Here is a 24,524-nt window from a genome sequence, read left to right as displayed (position 1 = left end):
GTTGCGCTGGCGCCAGCGCACGATGAAGGTGTCATGCTGGAAGTGCTCCAGCTCGCCCACCAGGTCCGGCGTTTTCACAAAGCGCATGACCTGCTTCCGGCCTTCGCGCTGGATGGTCACCAGGCCGTACCAGGCATCCTGGTACTCGCCCTCGTACGAGGCCAGCGACAGCGACGGCTGCGACTTGGCCGCCCGCGCGCTGGCGGCCTTGCTCACCTTCGCCAATTCTTCCTTGTGCTTGGCTTGCTCGTCGGCGGCGACAATGCCGATCCAGTCGGTCGCCGGCGCGTCCATGTACTGGTCCAGCAGGCGCCATTGCAGCGCCGCCATCGCGCCGCTGTTCTCGGCGTTGGTGAAGATGGCGATGCCCAGCTTCTCTTCCGGCACCAGCAGCATGCGCGAGTAGAAGCCTTGCAGCGCGCCGCCGTGCAGGGCGACCTTGCGGCCGCGATAGTCGCGCAGCTGGAAGCCCAGGCCGTAGGCGGCGAAGTTCGGCTTGGTGGCGGCCAGCGGCGGCTTCGGCTCGCTGATCTTCATCGGCGTTTGCGCGGTCCACATTTCGGCCAGCTGCTTCTCGCTGAGCAGTTGCTTGCCGTCCGGCGCCTTGCCGCCGTTCAGCAGCATGTTCATCCAGCGCGCGATGTCCTCGGCGCTGGTGTTGACGCCCACCGCGCCGATCGCATTCTCCACCGGCATCGGCTTGACCACGGTGGTGGCCTCGCCCACCTTGCTGTGGGGCGCCGAGTAGTCGGCCGTTTGCACCATGGCGGCCACGCTGGTGGTGGTGCCGTCCATGCCCAGCGGCGCCAGGATGCGCTCGCGCACCGCGTCGCCCCATGGCTTGCCGGCCTTGTCGGCGATGATCTTGCCGGCCACGATGTAGAGCAGGTTGTCGTAGGCATAGCTGTTGCGGAAGCTGGTGGCCGGCTTGATGTAGCGCAGCCGCTCGATGATCTCGTCGCTGGTGAAAGTGGAGGTGGGCCACCACATCAAGTCGCCCGCGCCGAGGCCCAGGCCGCTGCGGTGGGTCAGCAGGTCGCGCACGGTCATGGCGCCGGTGACGTAGGAATCGTACATCTGGAAACCGGGCAGGTGCCTGGTGACGGGGTCGTCCCATTTCAGCTTGCCCTCGTCCACCAGCATGGCCAGTGCGGCGGCGGTGAAGGCCTTGGAGTTGGAGGCCACCTCGAACAGCGTGCGGCCGGTGACCGGCGCCGGATCGCCCAGCTTGCGCACACCGTAGCCCTTGGCGGCGAGCACCTTGCCGTCCTTGACGATGGCAATGGCGATGCCGGGCACGTCGAAGGTTCTCAGGACACGGTTGACGTCGGCGTCCAGGTCGAACGCCGCCGGCGCGGCGGCCGACGCTGCTGCCGGGACCGGGGAGGCCGGGGCCTCGCCGTGGGCCCATGCCGCGCCGCTGAAGGCGGCGCCGGCGCTGATGGCCAGCGCCAGGGCGGCGGCCGGTTTGCCGAGGCGGATGCGGCTCGAGTTCAAGTTCCGGTTCAACATGGTGCGCACGGCGCTCATTTCTTGTCCCGCAGCTGGTCGACCGCCTTTTGCGTATCCGGGTGGTAGCGCGGGCGCGCCTGCTTGTACAGCGCCAGCGCCCAGTCGCGCTCGGCCGGATTCTTCAGCAGCGCGGTGTACAGCGGCACCACAAATTTCTTGCGGCCCACGCTCATGAGGAAACTGTTGAGCGGCACGCGCACGTCGTAGCCCGCCTTGACGGACGCCAGGTAGAAGCGGAACGCCACTTCATTGTTGCCGCTCCTGGCCAGGCCGAAAGCCTGGTCCAGCTCCTTCAGCTGCGCAGCCGTGGCCTTGCCGTCGATATCGTTCAGGAAGTGCATCCATTCGATGGCGATCCAGTTCTTGGTGGCCAGGCTGGTGGTGGCCAGCTCGCCCGCCAGCCAGGCGTCGCGCTGCGCGTCCAGGCCGGCCAGGCGCGGCGAGGTGACGCGCTTGGCGCTGGCCGGCACGCCGGCGCCGTACAGCCACTCATCCAGCTCGGCCTGCGCCATCACTTCCGGATGCTGGGCCAGCAGGTTTTTTTGCAGGTAGCTCAGGAACTGCTCGGTGGTGGCCGACTGGAAGGCGTGCTGGTCGAACCAGCCGCGCAGGAAAGGATCGAACACGGCGCGGCCGGCGCGCTGCTCCAGCGTGTGCAACAGCCAGGCGCCCTTGGGATAGGCCAGGCCTTCGTCGGTGTAGGTGGCGCTGCCGGTGTCCGGGTCGCGCGTGATCAGCGCCTGCTTCGGCGCCGGGATGTCCTTCAGCGAAGCGAACAGCTCCTCCTGCTCCAGCTGCAGGCCCATCTGCGCCACTTCGGCGCCGTACAGGCTTTCCACGATGCGGGTGGTGACGTAGGTGGTGAAACCCTCGTTGAGCCACCAGTGCTTCCACGACGCGTTGGTGACCAGGTTGCCGGACCAGGAGTGCGCCAGTTCGTGCGCGATCAGGTCGACCAGGCTGCGGTCGCCCGCGATCATTGTGGGCGTGAGGAAGGTCATGCGCGGGTTTTCCATGCCGCCGATGGGGAAGGATGGCGGCAGCACCAGCATGTCGTAACGTCCCCAGCGGTAAGGGCCGTACAGCGACTCGGCCGCGTCGATCATCTTCTCGGTGTCGGCCAGCTCGTAGGCGGCGGCGTCGATGCGGGCCGGCTCGGCGTACACGGCGGTGCGCGGGCCCAGGCTGCGCACTTCGATCTCGCCGATGGCGATGGCCAGCAGGTAGGACGGAATCGGCTGCGGCATCTTGAATTTCCAGCCGCCCTGGCCGGTACCCTGCGGGTCGTTCTCGGCGCTCATCACCACGCGCAGGCCGGACGGCGCATCGACCCGGGCGCTGTAGGTGAAGCGCACGGCGGGCGTGTCCTGCACCGGCGCCCAGGAACGCGCGTCGATGGTTTCGGACTGGCTGAACATGAAGGGGCGCTTGCCGGACATGGTCTGCTGCGGCGTCATCCACTGCAGCGCGGACGCGGTGGGCGCGGTGCGGTAATAGACGCGCACTTTCTGCGGCTGGTTGGCCAGCGCGATGCGCAGCGCCTGGCCCTTCTCGGCGTCCGGCTTGTCCATCATGTAGGAGGCGGCGCTCCAGCGGCCGTTCGGCTGCAGCACCTGCACCTTGGCGATGCTGAGCTGGCGCGTGTCGAGCACCAGCGAGCGGGCCGACTTGTCGAGCCAGTTCAGCGTCAGTTCGGCGTAGCCGCTCAGGGTCTTGTTGCTGAAGTCCGCCTTCAGGTCCAGGTGCAGGTCCGTGGTGCGGACCTGGTCGTAGCGCGCGTAGCTGAGCGGGTCTTGCGCCAGGGCGGTTCCGGCCTGGGCCAGCAGCGCGCACAACAGCAAGCGCAGGGGGGTATGGTTTTGCATAGGCTTCTTTGGTTAAGAAAGGGCGCGGAGCAGAATAGCATACAAGGGCTGGATTTTTCACTCAGCGGGCCAGTCTGATACAATGCGAAAAGAACTTTAGGGAGTAGTCGGCTTCCGGCCCCACCGGAAGAACCTGCGTCAACATAATCGGCCCGCAGGCCGTGGCGCAGGTGGCTGCGGCACGCACACAGTGCGATGCCGCGCAGCTTGGCGAGACTATCGATCGGGGAGCGGCCGCTTTGGGCCGGAGTCGCTCCTGGATCTTTGGTTAACGTCCGGCCCTGAAGACCTCATCACATGGAAGCATTTCTCCTCTCCACCGGCATCGTTGCCCTCGCTGAAATCGGCGATAAAACCCAGCTGCTCGCCTTCTGCCTGGCCGCGCAATTCCGCCGCCCCGTGCCCATTGTGCTGGGAATCTTTACCGCCACGGTGGCCAACCACGCCTTCGCCGGTGCGCTGGGCAGCTGGATCACCGGCCTGATGGGGCCGGACGTGCTGCGCTGGGTGCTGGGCATATCCTTCCTGGCCATGGCGGCGTGGATACTGGTCCCCGACCAGATCGACGAGGACGAGCAGCCCACCGCCAAATACGGCGTGTTCGTGGCCACCGTGATCGCCTTCTTCCTGGCCGAGATGGGCGACAAGACCCAGATCGCCACCGTGGCGCTGGCGGCGCGCTTCGACAGCCTGCTGGCCGTCGTCGCCGGCACCACCTTCGGCATGCTGCTGGCCAATGTGCCGGCGGTCTACCTGGGCAAGAGCGCGGCCGCCAGGATTCCGCTCAAGCTGGTGCACGGCATAGCCGCCGCCCTCTTCGCGGCCATCGGCGTGGCCACCCTGCTCGGCGCCGGCGCCTCGTTCGGCATCTGAGGCGCGGATGCGGCGCCCTACAGCGTCAACGTCGCCGCATGCGGCTGGCCGTCGTCCACCAACTGGATCTCAATGCCGGGCTGCACGGCGCCGTCCACCGTCAGGCCCGGCGCGCCTGCGCGCTGGATCGCGATGGTGTACACGCTGGCGCCGTAGCGGTAGGTCAGCGTGTAGCCCGGCCAGGCGGCCGGAATGCGCGGCGCCAGCGACAGCTTGTCGGCCGTGCGCGTCAGGCCCAGCAGCGACTCCAGGATCAGGCGGTACATCCAGCCTGAGGAACCGGTATACCAGCTCCACCCGCCGCGCCCCACGTGCGGCGACACCGCGTACACGTCGGCCGTCACCACGTAAGGCTCCACCTTGTACACCGCGCTCGATTCCGGCGTGCTGCCGTGCTGCACCGGATTAATCATGCGCATCAGCTCCCAGGCCTTTTCGACGTCGCCCATCTTGGCGAACGCCATCACGGTCCAGATGGCGGCGTGGGTGTACTGGCCGCCGTTCTCGCGCACGCCCGGCACGTAGCCCCGGATGTAGCCGGGATTCAGGTCGGCCTTGTCGAACGGCGGATCGAGCAGCTGGATCAGCCCGAAGTCGCGCCGCACCAGGCGCTGGTCGACCTGCGCCATGGCGCCGTGCACGCGCTCCTTGCTGGCCGCGCCGGACAGGATGCCCCAGCTCTGCGAGATCGAATCGATCTGGCATTCCTCGTTCTCGTGCGAGCCGAGCGGCGTGCCGTCGTCGAAGTAGGCGCGCCGGTACCACTGGCCGTCCCACGCGTTCTGCTCCACGTTGGCCGCCAGCTTGCGGGCCTCCTCGCGGCACTCCGCCGCGAACGCCGCGCCGTCGTGGCGATCGGCCACCTCGGCGAAGCGCTGCAGCACTTCGTACAGGAAGAAGGCCAGCCACACGCTCTCGCCCTTGCCCTCCTCGCCCACCTTGTCCATGCCGTCGTTCCAGTCGCAGGAGCCGATCAGGGGCAGGCCGTGCACGCCGAAGCGCAAGCCGTTGCGGATGGCGCGCACGCAGTGCTCGTACACGCTGCCGGTGACGGCCGAACGGGTCGGCATGTCGTAATAGGAATCCTCTTCCGGCTTGACCGGGCGTCCTTCAAGGAAGTGCACCACCTCGTCCAGCACGCTCTGGTCGCCGGTGGTGGCGACGTAGCGCGCCACGCCCAGCGGCAGCCACAGGTAGTCGTCCGAGCAGTGGGTGCGCACGCCGCGGTCCGACGGCGGATGCCACCAGTGCTGCACGTCGCCTTCCACGAACTGGTGCGCGCAGCACAGCACGATATGGTCGCGCAGCAGCTGCGGTTCGGTGTGCACCATGGCCATCGCGTCCTGCAGCTGGTCGCGGAAGCCGAATGCGCCGCCGGACTGGTAGTAGCCGCTGCGCGCCCACATGCGGCAGGCGATGGTCTGGTACATCAGCCAGCCGTTGGCGATCACGTCCAGCGCTGCTTCCGGCGTGGCGATCTGCACCGCGCCCAGCGTTTTGTGCCAGTGCGCGCGCACCGCTTCCAGCGTATCGCGCGCGGCGGCCCGGCCGCCGTGCTTCTGCACCATGCTGGAGGCGTCGGCATTGCGGCGTCCGCCCAGTCCCAGCAGGAACACGATCTCGCGCTCCTGGCCCGGCAGCAGGTCGAACGGCACCTGGATGGCGGCGCAGCTGTCGAGCGCCGTGCCCACCTTGCCGGACAGGCGCACCCGGTGCAGCGCTTGCGGATCGGCCAGCGTGCCGTTGCGGCCCAGGAACTCGGTGCGGTCGGCCGTCACCGAGCGGGTGGCGGCGTCGGCGTTGAAGAAGGCCACCCGGCCCGAGAACTCGGTGTTGTACGGGTTGCGCGCGAACAGCGCGCCGCTGATCGGATCGAGCTCGGTGATGATGTGCATGCCGGACTTGGAGCGCATGTCGCCCAGCACCCACTCGACATAGCCGGTGGCCGACAGCCTGCGCGGCACCTGCGAGTCGTTGCGCACCTTGAGCACGGTGTAGCGCAGCGGCGCATCGAGCGCCACGTAGGTGGTCAGCTCGGTGGCGATGCCGGCCTCGGTGTGCTCGAACGTGCTGTAGCCGAAGCCGTGGCGGGTGACGTAGTCGCCGCTGCCGCGCGCCGGCAAGGCGGTGGGCGACCAGAAGCGCCCGCTCTGTTCGTCGCGCAGGTAGAACGCCTCGCCGCTGCCGTCGGACACCGGGTCGTTGTGCCACGGCGTGAGGCGGAATTCGTGCGCATTCTCCTGCCAGGTGTAGGCCTGGCCGCTCTCGGAGATGACGCTGCCGAACTGCGGGTTGGCCAGCACGTTGGACCACGGCGCGGGCGTGCGCTGGCCCTCGCTGGTGACGATCACGTATTCGCTGCCGTCGGCCGAGAAGCCGCCGATGCCGTTGGCCAGCTGCAGCCCCTGCGGGCTGTGCAGGTGCGGGCCGGCCTCGTCGTACTCGCCGCGCGGGTCCGCCATCAGCGGCGGCATGCGCAGCGGCGCCGGGCCGGGGCGCTTGAGCTGCTCGGCCAGGGTGCCGCGGTCGTCGCTGATGATGACGCGCGCCACCGATTGCAGCAGGATGCGGTCCTCCGGCGCGATCTGCTCGCCCATGCGCACGAAGATGCCGCCCGGGCGGTCAATGGCCTGGGCGTCGATGCCGGAGGCGATCAGGCCCATGATCTGGTCCTGCAGCGCCTGCCGGTAGCCGGACAGGTCCTCGTACCAGATCACCAGGTCCACCACCAGGCCCTTCAGGCGCCAATAGGCGTGCGCCTGCACCATCTGGCGCGCCAGCTCGATGTTGGCCGGGTCGCGGATCTGCAGCAGCACGATGGGCAGGTCGCCGGAGATGGCGTAGGCCCACAGGCCGGACTGGCCGCGCTGGTTCTTGCTCAGGATGCCGGCGTCGGCGCGCAGCGACGCGTTCGGATAGATCACGTTGTTGGCCAGGCGGCCGTACAGCTGCGCGTCGGTTTCGCTGGCGTTCAGCTGGCGCAGCACCACCTGGCTGTGGGTCCAGGCCAGCTCGAACACGCGGTCGGCCAGGTGGCGGTCCTGGTACTTGTCGATCAGGTGCAGCGCCGACTCGCGCGTGTCGGTCATGCCGGTGACGATATCGACCGTGGCCGATTCGTCCGGCTCCAGCACGATCTGGTAGCGGATCGACACGATAGGGTCCAGCACCGAGCCTTCGGCGCCGCTCAGCGGACCGGGCTCGAGCATGGCGCGCGGCGCGATGGCGGTGTTGCCGCGGCCGATGAAGCGCGCGCGGTCGGTTTCATAGGAAACATTGCTGATGGCCGCGTCGTGCAAGGTCATCAGGTGCAGCATGTAGGGCATGTGCTCTTCCTTGCCGCGCGGGCGGCGCGTGCACAGGATGGCCGTTTCCTGCGGCAGGATTTCGGTCTGCACGAACAGCTTGGAGAAGGCCGGGTGGGCCGCGTCGGCCGGGGCCGGCGCCATCACCACTTCGGCAAAGCTGGTCACCTCGATGGTGCGGCGGCGGTCGGACTTGTTGGTGATGCGGGTGCGCCGCATCTCGATATCGTCCTCCGGCGACACCACGATCTCGGTGTACAGCTCCAGGTCGCGGTCGCTGCGCCGGAACTCGGCCCGCCCTTCCGAGAAGATCACTTCATACTTGCGCGGCTCGGCCAGCGTGGGCTGGTAGGTGGTGGACCAGTAGGTGCCGTCGTCCAGGTCGCGCACATAGCAGAAGTTGCCCCAGTTGTCGCGCGTGCTGTCCTCGCGCCAGCGCGTCACGGACAAGTCCTTCCAGCGGCTGTAGCTGCCGCCGGCGCTGGTCACCATCACGTGGTAGCGGCCGTTCGACAGCAGCTGGGTTTCCGGCACCGGCGCGTTGGGCTGGGTCAGGATGCGCATCGGCAGCGCCTGCTCCTGCGCCACCGTGCGGATGGCGGCCTGCTCGGCGGTGTTGGAGTAGAAGGCGCCGGCCTGCGGGCTGCGCTCCTGCAGCACCAGCAAGGTCGATTGCAGCAGCGGATCGGCCTCGAAGCGGCGCTGCATCGGCCGGTCGTGCAGCAGGTAGCTCAGCGACAGCAGGCCCATGCCCTGGTGGTGCACCATGAAGGAGCGGATCACCGCATGGTTCTGGCCGCGCGGCAGGCGCGCGGCCGTGTAGTCGACCGCCTCGTAGAAGCCATAGCGGCCCATGAAGCCCAGGCCGGCCATTTTCTGCAGGTTGGCGCAGGACGCTTCCGGATGCACCATCAGCCCCATCATGCTGGCGTACGGCGCCACCACCAGGTCGTCGGCCAGGCCGCGCTTCAGGCCCAGGCCCGGCACGCCAAAGGCGCGGTACTGGTAGTTGAGCGCCGCGTCCACCGTGTTGTAGCCGGACTCGGAGATCCCCCACGGCACGCTGCGCTGCTTGCCGTAGTCGATCTGCGCGCCGATCACGGAATTGTAGGTCTGGTCCAGCAAGGTGCTGGGGTAGTTCGGCATCACCAGCAGCGGCATCAGGTACTCGAACATGGAACCGCTCCACGACAGCAGCACCGGCTTCCCGCCCAGCATGCACAGCTGGCGTCCCAGCGCGAACCAGTGCTCCTGCGGCAGCTGGCCCTGGGCGATGGCGACGAAGCTGGCCAGCCGCACTTCGGAAGCGAGCAGGTCGTAATAGCTGGCGTCCAGCCGGCGCTCGGTGACGTTGTAGCCGATGGCCAGCAAATTGGTGGTGGGGTTGAACAGGAAGCCGTATTCCACCTGGGCGAACTCCTGCGCCTGGCGCGCCAGCTGGACCAGCTTGTCGATGCGCTGGCGCGCCTGCGCGGCGCCCTGCGCCACCAGCGAGCCCAGCTGCTGCTGCCGTTCGCGTTCGCCCGGCGCCAGGTCGGCCTGCGCGTAGCCCTGCGCGCCCTGCGGCATGGCGGCCAGCTCGCGCAGCGTGGGGATGCGCAGCAGGTTGGCGTCGAACACTTCGCCCGCCGTCACCCACGGCGCCAGCAGCAGCAGGTCGTCCAGCGCGGCCTTGCACTGCACCGCCAGCGCGGCGGCCCACATCTGCGCGGTGGCCTCGCCCGGCTGATAGGCCGCGCTGGCGGCAGCGGCGCGCTTGAGCCAGGCGTGCAGCTCGATCAGGTTGGCCGGATACAGGGGACGCAGCGGCGCCAGCTCTTTTTGCAGCTGGATCAGCTCGTCCGGCACGTCGACGCCGCCGCCCGGCACCTGGGCCACGGCCTCCATCAGCACCAGGATGGAAGTGCCGATGCCGTCGACCACCTGCGGTGCGACGATGGGCTGGTCGGCCAGTTCCAGCAGCCCTTGCTGCAGGGTGAGCAAGTGGCCCGCCAGGTTGCCGCTGTCGACCGTTGAAATATAGATCGGGTACAGCGGCTTCATGGTCAGCGTGTCGTACCAGTTGTAGAAGTGGCCCTGGTGGCGGTCCAGCCTGGCCATCGCGTCCAGCGTGCCGGCGGTGCGCGCCACCAGCTGCGCGCCGCTGATGTAGCCGAAGTCGTGCGCCGACAGGTTGGCCAGCAGCGCCATGCCCATATTGGTGGGCGAGGTGCGGTGCGCGATGACCTGCACCGGATGCTCCTGCATATTATCGGGCGGCAGCCAGTTGTCCTCGGGGCCGACGAAGGTGTCGAAGTAGGCCCAGGTTTTGCGCGCCAGCATATGCAGGAAGGTGTTCTGCTCGGGGCTGAGCGCGGCCTGCTCGCGGCGCAGCGGCTGGCTGATCCACCACGCCACCACGGGCGCGGCCAGCCAGCCGGCCAGGAACAGCAGCGCGGCGGCGAAGGACTGCGGCCGCCAGGCCAGCAGCGCCACGCCGGCCACCAGCGCCAGCGTGGGCGAGGCCCACATGGTGCGCCAGTAGTCGGCCAGTTCGTTGCCCGAATGCTTGCCCTGCTGGCTAAGCGCCGAGGCGCGCCACTGCAGCATGCGGCGCTTGGACACCGTCATGCGCCACAGGGTGCGGACGATGGCGTCCAGGCCGAAGAAGGATTCATAGGGCAGGAACACCAGTGTCAGCAGCGCGTGCGAGAACTGCATGCCGCTGCGGCGCGCGGTGGCGTTCACATGCTGCGTCCACAGCGTGTCGCGCGGCCTGTGCGCCAGGTCGTACAGCGAGCTGGCCAGCGGCGGCACGAAGATCACCGCCAGCACGGCCAGGGTCCAGAACCACGGGTTGGGCAGCGCGCTCCAGGCCAGCAGCAGCGACAAGGTCAGCACCGGCGCCACCAGGCTGCGGCGCAGGTTGTCGAACAGCTTCCAGCGCGACAGCGCCGACAGCGGATTGCGTTCGCGCTGGCCGCCGCGCAGCGGCACCTTGCCCACCACCCAGGACAGCAGCTGCCAGTCGCCGCGCATCCAGCGCTGGCGGCGGCTGATGTCGTCGCTGTAGCGGGCCGGATACTGTTCGTACAGCTGCGCGTCGCTCAGCAGGCCGGCGCGCAGGTAGCAGCCTTCCAGCAGGTCGTGGCTGAGGATGCGGTTGTCCGGCAGGCGCGCGCCGAGCACGCGCTCGAACACGTCCACGTCGTAGATGCCCTTGCCGATGAAGGAGCCTTCGTAGAACACGTCCTGGTAGACGTCGGACACGGTGCGGGTGTAGGGGTCGATGCCCGGCTCGCCGCCGCACAGCTTCTCGTAGCGCGAGGCCTGCTCGCTGGGCAGGCTGACCGCCACGCGCGGCTGCAGGATGCCGTAGCCTTCGGTGACGCGGTTGCGGCGCGGGTCGATCACGGGGCGGTTCAGCGGGTGCTGCATGGTGGCCACGAACTGGCGCGCGGCGTCGCGCGGCAGCTGGGTGTCGGTGTCGAGCGTGATGACGTACTTGAAGGTTTCCAGGTCGCTGGTGTCGCCCACCACCAGCGCGAAGCGGTCGCGCGCGCCGCCGCGCAGGAAGCGGTTCAGGTCTTCCAGCTTGCCGCGCTTGCGCTCGCGGCCCATCCACGCGTTCTCGGCGGCGTTCCACAGGCGCGGCCGGTGCAGCAGCAGGAAGGGGCCGGCCGGCGCGTTGCCCTGCGGGCCGGCCGTGACTGCCGCGCCGCGCGGCGTGGTGTCGGCGCCGGCCGTATACAGCTCGTTGAGGCGGCGGATTTCCTCCTGCGCCTGCTGCAGCAGCGCGGCGTCGCCCGGCAGCGCTTCTTCCTTGGCGTCGGCAAAGTCGGTCAGCAGGCAGAAGCGCAGATTGATGTCGCGGTTGGCCAGGAAGCGCACTTCCAGCTGTTCGCACAGTTCGGCCACGTTCTCCTTGCTGTAGATCAGCGTGGGCACCACCACCAGCGCGCGCGCGTCGGACGGAATGCCCTGCTTGTAGTCCATGCGCGGCAGGGGGTTGGGCCGCGTCAGCAGGGTGGCGGCCCAGTTCACCAGCGCCAGCGCCAGCTGGCTGCTGCACAGCACGGCAAGCAGAGCCAGCACGGCCAGCTGCCAGCCCTCCACGCCCTGGTTGCCTGCGCGTTCCACCAGCAGGCCGGAAATGACCACCGTGATGGCGGCGATCGCGCCCAGGTAGGAAGTGAGCGGCGAGGCGCGCGTGGTGCGCTGGAGCGACGCCAGCGGCGGCAGGCGCACGCCGGCCTGCCGCTCCAGCATCAGCACGCCGCGCCCCACCAGGTAGTAGCCGATGTGGGCGTGGCGCGGGTCCGCGCCGTCGCGCCGCGCGCTGGCCAGCTGCAGCGCCATCACGGCGATCTCGGACTCGCTGTGCGGCGAGCGCTTGGCCAGCTTCTCGATCACGTGGCGATACTGGTCGCGGGTGGCAAAGTCCATTTCGCCGTAGATGTCGGCCGGGTCCAGGCGCAGCGTCTGTTCCACCGCGCTCATGGTTTCAACGAACTCCTGCCAGTCCATGGTGCCGAGGAAGCGCAGGCTGCCGATGCTGTTGGCGATGGAGACCTGCTCGGCGGCCTGGTGCTGGATCTCGGTCTGGATCTGCTGCTCGATGGTCTGGCCCGATTCGGCCAGGCGGTGCGTGATCCACGTCAGCGCCAGGGTCAGGGTGGCGCTCTGGCCCTGCAGGCGGCGCGCCAGTTCGGCCACGAAGCCGCTGGTGATGGGCGGATTGGAGCGCGCCATGTCGGCCACCAGCAGGATCAGCCCGCTCGGGTTCTTGTCGGCGATCTCCATCATCTGGTCGGCCCAGTTGTTGGCCAGGTCGCGCTCGATGCGGTTCTCGGCCACGCGCGCGGCCACCCGGCGCAGGTTCTCGATCAGTGCCAGGCGCAGCATGATGGGGATGGCCCACAGTTCGCCCAGCTTCAGCGTGGACACTTCCTGGTAGGCGTCGACGAAGCGGCACAGGCTTTCGGGATCGACGCGGCCGTCGCCGTGGGCGATGATTTCCAGCGCGATCTGGTACACGCGCGGCGTGCCGTCCGGCGCGCCCCTGGCCAGGCGCGGCAGCTCCTTGCTGTAGTCCTTGGGCAGGTGGCGCCGCGCGGTGCGGATCTGTTCTTCGATCAGGTAGGAGTTGTCCAGCAGCCACTCGGATGCGGGGGTGATCTGGCGCGAATTCTTGACCGCGTCGGTCAGCTCGTCGCAGGTCTGGGCGATCACCTCGGCGTTTTCCGCCAGGCGCGCCAGCAGGCGGTCCGGGCCGCCGCGCTTGCTCAGTTCATGGGTTTCGGCCAGCGTCTTGCCGTGGGCCGCCATCTGCTGCGCGCTGAACAATTCCGCGCGCAACGGGGAATCGTCATCCTGCGCACCGTCCTGCAACGCTCCGGCGCTAACCTCACGGAAACCTATCGTCGCACTTGGCAACAGTATCGGATGTTCGTTCAACTTGGACCTCGCAATCTACCCTGACAAGCATTGTCAAGTATGGTCCAAGCAATGTTACGGAGGCGCACGACAGGTGACGGTGCGCTGACGTACAGAAATCCTTACATGGCTGAACAACCGGGCAGGAAGCCGCCTTGCTTCAGGCTGGGCAACACAGCATTCCGGGTGTCAATGACGCAAGCGCTCACGCCGCCAGCGGCAGCGCCGCCGTTGGCACCATGCCCAGCGCCATGCCGCCGGCCAGGTCGTAGGCCTGCGCATAACCGAGGCGGCGCAGGCATTGCGCGGCCCTGGTGCTGCGGTTGCCGCTGCGGCAGAAGAAGACCAGCGGCACCGGCGCCGCCATCCAGGCCGGGATCTGGCCCGCCAGCTGCCCCAGCGGCACGCTGACCACCTGGCCCCCCGACAGCGCGAGCGGCTCGCCGACCAAGTGTTCATGACTTTCGCGCACGTCGACCAGCATGGCGTCCGGATGGCGCCGCAGCAGGTCCTGCAACGCGGCCGGATCCAGGTGCAGATCGGCCGGCGGCAGGCCATCGGCAGGCGCCTGCAGGCTGCTGCAGAAGGGCTGCTGCGCGTCGCTGGCGGCGCACAGCAAGGTATCGGCGCCGACCAGGCCGGCCAGCCGCTGCGGCGCCAGCGCACCGATAAACGCATGGCGCGCGGCCGATGCCGGCAAGGCGCCGTTTACCGCGTGGCCCAGCAAATACACCGCCTGCCCATCGATCAGCACGCGGCGCAGCAATTGGCCGCCCAGCGCCAGCTGCTCGCCATTGCCGGCGGCATCGGCGGCATCGGCGTCAGCGCGGCCGGCGCGCCAGCCGAACGCGTCCGCTCCCGGCGCCAGGGTCAGCGCCCGCGACAGCGTGGCCAGGCCGGCGCCCGGCGCGGTGCCCAACACCGCAGCCGCGCGGTAGCCCAGGCCGCGCACGTGGGCCAGGATGCGTTCGGAAAATTCCGGTTGCGGATCGATCACCACGCAACTGCGGCTGGCCGCGTCGTGCACCAGCCAGCTGCAGGCGCCGCCGCTGCCCAGCTGCAGCACGCCGTCCTGCGCCGGCAGGCTGCCGCCCTGCGCGATCAAGCCGCTGGCGCGCAGCGCGGCGCCGCAACGCTCGATGCGTTCACAGGCGCGCGTGATGCAAGCCTCGTCCGCCAGCGGGCCGAAAGACATGCGGATGGCGCTGGCGGCGCGCCAGTCCGGCACGCCCATCGCCTGCAGCACATAACTGGGGGCGGCCTTGGCCGCTGAACACGCGCTGCCCGCACTGACGCGCACGCCGGCCGCATCGAATACATCCATCAGCTCCTTGCTGGACAGGCCGGGCACGGAGAAATTGAGCGTGGTCGGCAGCGCGTGCTCGAAGGGGGCGTTGAACACCACGCCCGGCAGCGCGCGGCGCAGGCTGGCCGCAAGGCGCTCGCGGAAGGTGCACAGCACGTCGTGCGGACGGAACACGCCGCCCTGCTCAAGCGCCGCCAGCACCGCGTCCAGCGCGGCCACGCCGGCCATGTTCTCGGTGCCGGAGCGCTGCGCCGACTCCTGCCCGCCGCCCACGATCAGCGGGGTGAAAGGCGCGCCCTGGCGCACGTACAGCATGCCGATCCCTTTGGGCGCATACAGCTTGTGGCCGGAGAACGGCGCATAGTCGATGCGGCTGCGCGCCAGGCGCAGGCGGAACTTGCCCAGCGCCTGCACGCAGTCCACCATCCAGTACGCGCCGCAGCCGGTTTCCTCCAGCAGCCCCTCGATGCCGGCAATGTCCGACAGCACCCCGGTTTCATTGTTGGCGGCCATGGTGCACAGCATGGCCGTCTGCGGCAACATGGCGCGCAGGGCCGGCAGGTCGTGCCGGCCGTCGCTATCGACCGGCAGCTTGCTCAGTGCCAGATTCAGTCCCAGCAGGCGGTTCCAGTGCGCCAGCGCTTCCGGCACGGCCTTGTGCTCGGTGGCGCCGTACACCAGCAGCGAGCCGATGGCCTGGCCCGCGTCGCGGCGCTCGCGCAGCGCGCACAGCGCCGACAGCACGGCGGTCTGGATGCCCTCGGTGGCGCCACTGTTGAACATCAGGCTGCCCTGCTCCACGCCCAGCAAGCGCAGCGCGCGCTGGCGGGCGCCGTCCAGCAGCGCCCTGGCCTGCAGGCCGGTGGTGTGGCTGCTGCTGGGGTTGCCGTAGCAGTCTTCCATGGCGCGCACGGCGGCGGCAATGGCGGCGGGCATAACAGGGCTGGTGGCGTTGCCGTCGAGGTAGATTTCTGGAGTCATGATGAAGCCGTGTGCGGGATGGCGGATACTCAACAGCTTACGCACAGGCGCCGAATCATATATTCCAAAATCACACTGCAAAGGCGCATAATATGGGATGAATATGCTATGTTTTATCAAATAATAGAATGAACCAGCTAGACCGTTATGATTACGCCATCCTGGGCGCCCTGCAACTGGACGGCACGCTGTCGATTGCCGACCTGGCCGAGAAGGTCGGCCTGTCCAGCACGCCCTGCTGGAAACGCCTGAAGCGGCTGGAGGAGGAAGGCTATATCGACAAGCGCGTGGCCATCGTCAACCGGCGCAAGGCCGGGCTGGGCGTGACCGTGTTCGTCAGCGTGCGCACCAGCCAGCACGACGAGAAATGGCTGGCGCGCTTTGCCGCCGCCGTGCAGGCGCTGCCGGAGGTGCTGGAATTGCACCGCATGAGCGGCGACATCGACTACCTGCTCAAGGTGGTCACCACCGACATCGAAGGCTATGACCGTTTTTACAAGAAGCTGATCAAGGCCGTGCAATTGACCGGGGTGTCGTCCGCTTTCTCCATGGAACAGATAAAATTCACTACTGAATTACCTCTGCACCTCGTCTCCCACGGATTGCCTACATGAACTTTTTAGCTTCGCTGCTGCCCGCGCCCAGCCACACCAGCTTCCGCGAGCGCGCCCGCGCCTGCAGCGGCGCCATCCTCGCGCTGCTGATCACCGGCCTGCTGTGCCGCTACCTGCTGCCCAATGAACCGTCGCACATCTTCCTGGTCGGCCCCATGGGCGCCTCGGCCGTGCTGCTGTTCTGCCTGCCGGCCAGTCCGCTGGCCCAGCCCTGGTCCGTCATCGGCGGCAATGTGGTGTGCGGCCTGGTGGGCGCGGCCTGCGTGCGCTGGCTGGGGGACTCGGTGCCGGTGGCCGCGCTGGCGGTGGCGCTGGCGATCGGCGCCATGTTCGTGCTGCGCTGCCTGCATCCGCCCGGCGGCGCGGTCGCGCTGACGGTGGTGATGGGCGGTCCGGCAATCCACGCCGCCGGCTTCGAGTTCCCGCTGGTGACGGTGCTGATCAATTCCGCCATGATGGTGGTGGTGGCGATCGTCTACAACAACCTCACCGGCCGCCGCTACCCGCACCTGCAGCAGCCGGCGCACACCAATCCGCACGCCACGCAGGACCCGGTACCCACCTTGCGCCTGGGCTTCAAGCCGGAAGACCTGGACGCGGTGCTCAAGCAGTACAACCAGGTGCTCGACGTCAGCCGCGACGACCTGGAAGAGATCTTCCTGAAAACCGAGATGCGCGCCTACCAGCGCCGCTTCGGCGTGATCTCCTGCGGCGACATCATGTCCAAGGACGTGGCGACGGCCGAATTCGGCACCGCGCTGGAAACGGCCTGGCGCGACATGCGCGCGCGCAAGGTGGCCGCGCTGCCGGTGCTGAACCGCGCGCGGCGCGTGATCGGCATCGTGACGCAGACCGACTTCCTCGACCACAGCGGGCTGGACGACTACCATACCGTGACCCAGAAACTGCGCCGCTTCCTGCGCCGCACCGGCGTGACGCACACCGAAAAGGCCGAAGTGGTGGGCCAGATCATGACCACCAAGCCGGCGCTGGCCACGCTGGCCACGCCCATCATCGACCTGGTGCCGCTGATGGCGGACGCCGGCTTCCACCACATTCCGGTGGTGGACGAGGAACAGCGCTTCGCCGGCATCGTCACCCAGTCCGACCTGGTGGCGGCCTTGTACGAGTCGCGTCTGGCCCACTAGCTTTCCCACTTCACCCAACCTAGGAAAACGCCGCATGAACCTCCGCATCAAGCCCGCAGCGCTGGCCACCGCCATGCTGCTCGCCATGGCGCCGCTGGCACACAATGCCAGCGCAGCTGCCGCAGCCGCCCCCGCCAGCAGCACGGCAACCGCGCCGCAAAAACGCCTGCTGGCCCTGGCCGACGAATACTACGACGCGGTGGCGCGCTTCGATCCGATGAACGCCACCGCCAGCGGCAACAACCGCTACGACGACCAGATCGGCCTGACCATCTCGCCGCAGCGGCGCGAGCGGCAGTTCGCCCTGTACCGCCAGTACGCCAAGCGCCTGCACGCCATCCCGCGCGCGCAGCTGGGCCGCGAGGACCGCATCAGCTACGACATCCTGGACTTCGAACTGAAGGCGCTGCTGTCGCTGGCGCCCTTCCCCGACCACCTGCTGCCGCTGGAGCAAATGAGCAGCATGCCGGTAATGCTGGCCAACCTGGCCAGCGGCGACGGCCCGCAGCCGATCGGCACCGTGAAGGAATACGAAGCCTATCTGAGCCGGCTGCAGCAGTTGCCGGGCTGGATCGACCAGGCCATCGTCAACATGCGGGAGGGCATGCGCAAGGGCGTGGTGCAGCCCAAGGCCCTGATGGCCTCCCTGCTGCCGCAACTGAAATCGCTGGCCGCCGCCGGCGCCGACACCAGTGCCTACGCCGCCCCGGTGAAGAAGCTGCCCGGCGCCGCCTTCGCCGACGCCGACAAGCAGCGCCTGGCCGCCGCCTACCGCGACGCGGTGGGCGCCAAGGTGCTGCCGGCGCTGGCGCGCCTGGCCGCCTTCATCGAAACCGACTACCTGCCGGCCTGCCGCGACACGGCCGGCTACGGCGCGCTGCCGAACGGCGCGGCCTGGTACCAGGCCTACGTGGCGCTGCAAACCACCACCGCGCTCAAGCCGGACGAGGTGCACGCCATCGGCCTGCAGGAAGTGGCGCGCATCCAGCAGCAGATGGAAGCGGTGGGTGGCAAGCTGGGCTACACCGGCCCGGCGGCCGGCCTGCCGCTGTGGGTGTCGAAGCAGCCGCAATTCTTCCCCTTCAAGACCGACGCCGACGTGCAGGCCGTGTTCCACCAGCTGAACGCCCAGCTCGACAGCAAGCTGCCGGCCATGTTCTCCGTGCTGCCGAAAGCCAAGCTGGACCTGCAGCTGGAACCGGCGCTGACGCGCGCCACCGCCGCCAACCACTATACCGCGCCGTCCACCGACGGCAGCCGCCCCGGCGTGTTCTGGTCGGTGGTAAACGACGCCACCAAGTACAACGCCACCGGCATGACCACGCTGTATCTGCACGAGGGCAAGCCGGGCCACCACTTCCACCTGGCGCGCATGCCGGAACTGGCGATGCCGGACTTCCGCAAGTTCGGCGGCAACAACGCCTACACCGAGGGCTGGGCGCTGTATGCGGAATCGCTGGGCAACGAGATGGGCGTGTTCGACGATCCGGCGCAATACTTCGGCCACCTGAACGCGGCGCTGTTCCGCTCGGCGCGCCTGGTGGTGGACACCGGCCTGCACGCCAAAGGCTGGACCCGCGAGCAGGCCATCGCCTACATGCGCGACACGCTGGGCTTCGAAGGCCGCGCCAAAAGCGAGACGGAACGCTACATGGCATGGCCGGGCCAGGCGCTGGGCTACAAGATCGGCCAGTTGCGCATCAGTGCGCTGCGCGAACGCGCCGAAAAGGCGCTGGGCCCGAGATTCAATCTGCCCGCCTTCCACGAGGTGGTGCTGGGCGACGGCACCGTGCCGCTCAGCCTGCTGGAAGCCAAGGTCGATCAATGGATCGCCGAGACCAAATAATTCAGAAAGACACACCACGATGAACAACCGCCACATCCTCGCCACGATGGCCGCCGCCGTCGCCCTGGCCTTCGCGCCGGCCCATGCCGCCCCCGCCACCGAACAGATCCCCGCCGTCAGCGCGCCCGCCGCCAAGCAGCAGTTCAGCACCCTGGCGGACGACTACTACACCGCGCTGGCGCGCTACGAGCCGGTGAACGCCACCCAGAACGGCGACAACCGCTTCGACGACCAGATCGGCATGAGCATCTCGCCCGCCGTGCGCGCCAGGCAGTTCGCGCTGTACCACGGCTACCGGAAACGCCTGCAAGCCATCCCCCGCGCTCAGCTCAGCCGCAGCGACAGGATCCACTACGACGTGCTGGCCTTCGAGCTGAAAACCCTGCTCTCGTTCGAGAAATTCCCCGAGCACCTGCTGCCGCTGAACCAGATGGACAGCATGCCCGTCACGCTGGCCAACTTCGCCGGCGGCGAAGCGTCGCAGCCGATCGGCACCGTGAAGGAATACGAGGCCTACCTGAACCGCCTGACGCAGCTGCCGGCGTGGATAGACCAGGCCATCGCCAATATGCGCGAGGGCATGGCCAAGCGCGTGGTGCTGCCGAAGGCGCTGGTGGAATCGGCCCTGCCGCAGTTCAAGAAGCTGCCGAGCGCCACGCCGGAAGCGAGCATCTACTACACCGCCATCAACAAGCTGCCGGCGACCTTCGCGGACGCGGACAAGCAGCGCCTGAGCGCCGCCTACAAGGACGCCATCGCCAAGCTCAATCCGGCGCTGGAGCGCCTGGCCACGTTCATGGAAGCCGACTACCTGCCGGCCGCGCGCACCAGTTCCGGCTGGAGCGCCCTGCCCCAAGGCAAGGAGTGGTACCTGGCGGCGGTGGCCTCGTCCACCACCACGAACCTGAAGCCGGAACAGATCCACGCCATCGGCCTGAAGGAAGTGGCGCGCATCCAGCAGCAGTTCGCCGTGCTGGGACCGAAGCTGGGCTACAACGGCCCGGCGGCAGGATTGCCGGTGTGGGTGTCCGGGCAGCCGAAGTTCTACCCGTTCAAGACGGAGGACGAAGTGCAGGCCGTGTACCACAAGCTGAACGACCTGCTGGACACCAAGCTGCCGGCCATGTTCACGCTGGTGCCGAAGGCCAGGCTGGACCTGCGCCTGGAGCCCGAGCTGAGCCGCGCCACCGCCGCCGACCACTACACCGCGCCGGCCGGCGACGGTTCGCGACCCGGCGTGTTCTGGTCGGTGGTGAACGACCCGGCCAAGTACGGCAGCACCGGCATGAACACGCTGTTCCTGCACGAAGGCAAACCCGGCCACCACTTCCACATCGCGCTGACGCAGGAGCTGGACCAGCCGCTGTTCCGCAAATACGGCGGCAACAATGCCTTCACCGAAGGCTGGGCGCTGTACGCTGAAACGCTGGGCCAGGAAATGGGTTTGTTCGACGATCCGGCGCAATACTTCGGCCACTTGAACGACGAGCTGCTGCGCGCCACCCGCCTGGTGGTGGACACCGGCCTGCACGCCAAGGGCTGGACCCGCGAGCAAACCATCAAGTACATGCGCGACACGCTGGGCTACGACGCGGTGGCCAAGAGCGAGACCGAGCGCTACATGGCGTGGCCGGGCCAGGCGCTGGGCTACAAGATCGGCTCGCTGAAAATCGTGGAACTGCGCCAGCGCGCGCAGAAGGCGCTGGGCGACAAATTCAGCCTGCCGAAGTTCCACGAGATCGTGCTGGGCGACGGCACCGTGCCGCTCAGCCTGCTGGAAGCCAAAGTGGACCGCTGGATCGCCGAGTCGAAGTAGGCGCCGCCGCTGCGCCTCACGACAGCAAGGCAAACAGTTCGCGGTAGCGGAACGCCTGCGTCATGTGGCGCAGGCGCCCGGCCAGGTCGGGACACTCGCGTTCGATCGCGGCCAGCGCGCCGGCCAGTCGCTGCTGGTCCAGTTCCACCGCGCCTTCTTTCAACGCCTTCCGCACTTCGGCGGGCAGGCCCGACAACTCTTCTTTCAGCACCGGTTTCATGCCGCCGCCGGCCCCGCTTTCACCGGCGCAGGCCGCACGCAGGAAGCGCACGCCGAGCAGTTGCTCGATGCGCGCGTACAGCTCCGCCGTGTCCAGCGGCTTGCGCAGGAAGGCGTCCGCGCCCGCTTGCAGCGCCACTTCGCATTGCTCCTCGAACGCGCTGGCGGTGCACATGATCACGCGCACCTCGTCGCAGTCCGGCTGGCTGCGCATGCGCCGTATCGTGGCCAGGCCGTCCAGCTCCGGCATGCGCCAGTCCATCAGCACCAGCTGCGGCGCGAAGCTGGCCACGCGCGCCAGCGCTTCCACGCCGTTGTTCGCAAACGCCACCACGAATCCCAGCGGCTCGAGCAGTTCGCCCAGCAGCAGCTGGGACTCGCGGTCGTCGTCGGCCACCAGCACGCGCTTGCCGCGCTCGTGCAGCGCCAGCCCCAGCACGGTGCCGTCGGCCGATGGCAAGGCGCGCGGCGCCTCCGCCAGCGGCAAGTTCAGCGTAAACCTGAACACCGAGCCTTGCCCCACTTCCGACTCCACCTGCAGCACGCCGCCCAGCAGCTCCACGTACTCGCGCGAGATCGCCAGCCCCAGCCCGGTGCCGCTTTCGCTGGCCGGCGCGCCCACCTGCACGAAGGGGTCGAAGATGCGCTGCAGGTCGCCCGGCGCCATGCCGATGCCGGTGTCGCTGATGACGAAGCTGATGCAGGCCTGGCCGCCCTTGCAGGCCGCGTCATACCCGGCATGCGCGCTGGCCTGCAGCAGCACGCGCCCTTGCTGGGTGAACTTGAGCGCGTTGCCCAGCAGGTTGATGAGCACCTGGCGCAGCTTGACCGCGTCCACCTTCACGGCAGCCGGCAGCCGCTCCATGGCCAGCTCCAGCTCCAGTCCGGCGTGCTGCGCGCGGATGCGCAGCATCTCGGCCACCTCTTCCAGCAGGCGCGCCAGGTCGGTGTCGGCGGCGTCCACGCGGGTGCCGCCGGCTTCGATCTTGGACAGCGCCAGCACGTCGTTGATCAGGGTAAGCAGGTGCTGGCCGGAACGGTGGATGATGTCCAGGTTGCGCTGCTGGTCCGGCAGCAGGGTGCCGGAGCGCGACATCAGCTGCGAGAAGCCGATCACCGCATTGAGCGGGGTACGCAGCTCGTGGCTCATCTTGGCGAGGAATTCGGACTTCACCTGGCTGGCCGTTTCGGCCGCGTTGCGCGCGGCGATCAGGCTGGCCTCGGCCGCCTTCTGCTGCGAGATGTCGCGCAGGATGCCGATCACGCGCGGCCGCCCGCCCACCTCCACCTCGCTGATCGCCACGTGCATGGGGAAGGCGCTGCCGTCGCGCCGCTGGCCTTCCAGGTCCATGCTGCGCGCCGCGCCGGGATCGCGCCGCACGGCGCGCCCGGCCAGCGGGATCAGCTTGCCGACCGGGCGTCCCAGGATCTCGGCTTCGCTGTAGCCGAACATTTCCTCGGCGGCGCGGTTGAAGCTGAGGATGACGCCCTGCTCGTCGACCGAGATGATGCCGTCGGCCGCGTTGTCGACAATGGCGCGCAGGCTGGCGTTGCGCTCGTCCACCAGTTCCAGCAGGTGGTCGCGGTGGCGCCGCATTTCTTCCTCGGCCTGCTTGCGCTCGGTGATGTCGTAGTGGATGCCGGTCATGCGCACCGCCTGGCCTTGCGCGTTGCGCAGCACCTGGCCGTCCGATTTCATGTAGCGGATGCCGCCGTCCGGATGGACCACGCGAAATTCGATGTCGTAAGGCTGGTCGCTGCACAGCGCGCGCTGGCGGGCGCGTTCGCACAGCTGGCGGTCCTCGGGGTGGACGGTGGCCAGCCAGGTCTGGTGCGCGTCGCCCAGCTGGCCCGGCGCCACGCCGCACAGGTGGTACATGCGCTCGTCCCACACCAGTTCATTGGCCGACAAGTCCCAGTCCCAGATGCCGAGCCGCGCCGCGCGCGTGGCCAGCGCCAGCTGGTCGATCAGGTGCGCACGGTCCTCCTCCACGCGGCGGCGCTGGTCGATGTCTTCGATCAGCACGTCGCACACGGGGCTGTCGTCGGTGCCGGCGCGCACGAAGGTGGAGCGCACCCAGCGCGGCACGCCGTCGCAGCAGCGGATGCGGTGCTCGTACTGGCTGATGGCGCCGCTGTCCAGCGCGGCGGCGGCGCGCGCCGCCACCAGCGCGCGCTCCGGCTCGGCGACAATGGTCAGCCATAGGGTGGGGTCGTCCTGGAACGCCTGCGGCGGATAGCCGGTGACCGCTTCGCAACCGGAACCGTGGCCGTACGAGCGCAGCTGCCGGCCTTCGCGGCGCAGCGAGAACAGCTGGTGCGTGACGGCGCCCAGCAGGCGGCGGTAGCGCTCGCGCGAATCGGACAGCTCGTCGGCGCTGCGGCGCAGCGCCTCGGTGCGTTCGGCCACCAGCGCCTCCAGGTGCGCGCTTTGCTGCTCGAGCGCCAGGCGCTGGCGGTACAGGTCGCAGAACACGCGCACCTTGGACGCCAGCACGTGCGGCTCCAGCGGCTTGATCAGATAGTCCACCGCGCCCAGCTCGTAACCCTTGAACTGCGCCGCGCGGTCCTTCATGCCGGCCGTGACGAAGATCACCGGCAGGGTGCTGGTGCGGGGATTGGCGCGCAGCAGTTCAGCCGTTTCGAAGCCGTCCATGCCGGGCATTTGCACGTCCAGCAGCACCGCCGCGTAGTCGGCGCGCAGCACCGCGCGCAACGCTTCCGGGCCGGAGCTGGCGCGCACCAGCTGCACGTTGGCCTGCTCGGCCAGCTCGCCCAGCAGGCCTTCCAGCGCCAGCAGGTTGGCCGGCTGGTCGTCCACCAGCAACAGGCGCAGCTGCCGGCTGTCCGGACCGGCGCGCCGCGCCGCCATGACATTCTCCACCTGGCTCACATAGCGTTCGAACTCGGCAATGGCCAGGCGCTGGCGGTACAGCGTGGCGAACACGTTGACCTTGGCGTGCAGCACCACCGTCTCGATCGGTTTGACCAGATAGTCCACCGCACCGCTCTCGTAGCCGCGGAAGGCGAAGTCGCTGCCGCCCAGCAGCGCGGTGACGAACACGATGGGCACGTTGCGGGTCTTCGGATTGGCGCGCATCAGCGTGGCCGCTTCGTAGCCGTCCATGCCGGGCATCTGCACGTCCATCAGCACCAGGCCGAATTCGCGCCGCAGCAGCTGGCGCAAGGCGTCCTCGCCGCTGCCGGCAACCACCAGCTCGAGCCCTTCCAAGCCCTCCAGCAGCGCGGTCAGGGCCAGCAGGTTGTCGTCGTTGTCGTCCACCAGCAGGACCGGCACCGGGGCCAGGACGGCGGCGCGGCGGTTCATGCCGCCTCCGTGCCGGCCAGGCGCTGCAGCAGCAGCGGCAGCCGCGCCAGCGTGGCGATGGCGTTCGGCGTGCCGGGCGACAGGCGCGCCAGCGCCGCGCGCGGCATCAGGTCCATCACGGCGTCGGCTGGGTCCTGCACGATGGTGTAGCCGCCCAGCCGCGCGATGTGCGCCAGGCCGTCGGCGCCGTCGGCGCCGGCGCCGGTCAGCACCACGCCGGCCAGCGCGCTGCCAAAGCAGGCGGCTGCCGATTCGAACAGCACGTCCACCGAGGGCCGCGCGAAACTCACCGGCGC

At 68.6% G+C, this 24,524-nt stretch carries 11 protein-coding genes and 1 riboswitch; of the genes, 5 read left to right on the top strand and 6 right to left on the bottom strand.

All coding sequences use genetic code 11. The features are described 5' to 3' along the window. Together AC6H42_RS21135 and AC6H42_RS21130 are read right to left on the bottom strand one after the other, a co-directional pair. A partial coding sequence (locus AC6H42_RS21135) for a serine hydrolase (RefSeq protein ID WP_497548879.1) occupies positions 1 to 1,530 on the bottom strand: 1,530 nt, incomplete at its 3' end. After that, positions 1,527 to 3,377, bottom strand: coding sequence for a M1 family metallopeptidase (locus AC6H42_RS21130; RefSeq protein WP_497548878.1), 1,851 nt, complete (start codon positions 3,375 to 3,377; stop codon positions 1,527 to 1,529). The genes AC6H42_RS21135 and AC6H42_RS21130, both read right to left, overlap by 4 nt. Positions 3,378 to 3,476: 99 nt before the next feature. Next, a riboswitch (yybP-ykoY riboswitch) is annotated at positions 3,477 to 3,586 on the top strand. An 88-nt stretch (positions 3,587 to 3,674) separates the two neighbouring features. Between AC6H42_RS21130 and AC6H42_RS21125 the strand changes: the two genes are divergently transcribed. After that, positions 3,675 to 4,250 (top strand): TMEM165/GDT1 family protein, encoded by a 576-nt coding sequence (locus tag AC6H42_RS21125; RefSeq protein WP_057155348.1) that lies wholly within the window; start codon positions 3,675 to 3,677, stop codon positions 4,248 to 4,250. Positions 4,251 to 4,267: 17 nt separating this feature from the next. Here the strand turns inward: AC6H42_RS21125 and AC6H42_RS21120 are convergent, their stop codons facing one another. Beyond that, on the bottom strand, positions 4,268 to 12,862 hold the full coding sequence (locus tag AC6H42_RS21120; RefSeq protein ID WP_497548880.1) for a GH36-type glycosyl hydrolase domain-containing protein: 8,595 nt from the start codon (positions 12,860 to 12,862) through the stop codon (positions 4,268 to 4,270). Positions 12,863 to 13,175: 313 nt separating this feature from the next. Then, positions 13,176 to 15,257: an aminotransferase class V-fold PLP-dependent enzyme gene (locus AC6H42_RS21115; RefSeq protein WP_497548877.1), complete on the bottom strand. Its 2,082-nt coding sequence runs from the start codon at positions 15,255 to 15,257 to the stop codon at positions 13,176 to 13,178. A 128-nt stretch (positions 15,258 to 15,385) separates the two neighbouring features. Here AC6H42_RS21115 and AC6H42_RS21110 point away from each other — a divergent pair, with 128 nt between their 5' ends. The 4 genes from AC6H42_RS21110 to AC6H42_RS21095 are packed head-to-tail and all read left to right on the top strand — an operon-like array spanning position 15,386 to position 20,681. Next, a complete protein-coding gene (locus AC6H42_RS21110; RefSeq protein ID WP_057155347.1) occupies positions 15,386 to 15,871 on the top strand; it encodes an Lrp/AsnC family transcriptional regulator in 486 nt (161 codons plus the stop codon). Further along, positions 15,868 to 17,019: an HPP family protein gene (locus AC6H42_RS21105; RefSeq protein WP_057155346.1), complete on the top strand. Its 1,152-nt coding sequence runs from the start codon at positions 15,868 to 15,870 to the stop codon at positions 17,017 to 17,019. The genes AC6H42_RS21110 and AC6H42_RS21105 overlap by 4 nt, the downstream gene beginning before the upstream one ends. Positions 17,020 to 17,053: 34 nt before the next feature. Further along, positions 17,054 to 18,865: a DUF885 domain-containing protein gene (locus tag AC6H42_RS21100; RefSeq protein ID WP_497548876.1), complete on the top strand. Its 1,812-nt coding sequence runs from the start codon at positions 17,054 to 17,056 to the stop codon at positions 18,863 to 18,865. Between the two features lie 19 nt (positions 18,866 to 18,884). Next, positions 18,885 to 20,681: a DUF885 domain-containing protein gene (locus AC6H42_RS21095; protein ID WP_497548875.1), complete on the top strand. Its 1,797-nt coding sequence runs from the start codon at positions 18,885 to 18,887 to the stop codon at positions 20,679 to 20,681. Positions 20,682 to 20,697: 16 nt separating this feature from the next. Here AC6H42_RS21095 and AC6H42_RS21090 read toward each other — a convergent pair whose 3' ends face one another. Both AC6H42_RS21090 and AC6H42_RS21085 read right to left on the bottom strand, forming a co-directional pair. Next, positions 20,698 to 24,228 (bottom strand): response regulator, encoded by a 3,531-nt coding sequence (locus AC6H42_RS21090; protein WP_497548874.1) that lies wholly within the window; start codon positions 24,226 to 24,228, stop codon positions 20,698 to 20,700. Next, positions 24,225 to 24,524 (bottom strand): chemotaxis protein CheB (locus tag AC6H42_RS21085; RefSeq protein ID WP_497548873.1); only part of this gene is annotated, 300 nt, incomplete at its 5' end. The genes AC6H42_RS21085 and AC6H42_RS21090, both read right to left, overlap by 4 nt.

The organism is Massilia sp. NBRC 108631, assembly GCF_059704565.1.
The sequence above is the reverse complement of the archived record's forward strand: the minus strand, read 5'-3'. Positions and strand labels throughout refer to the sequence as shown.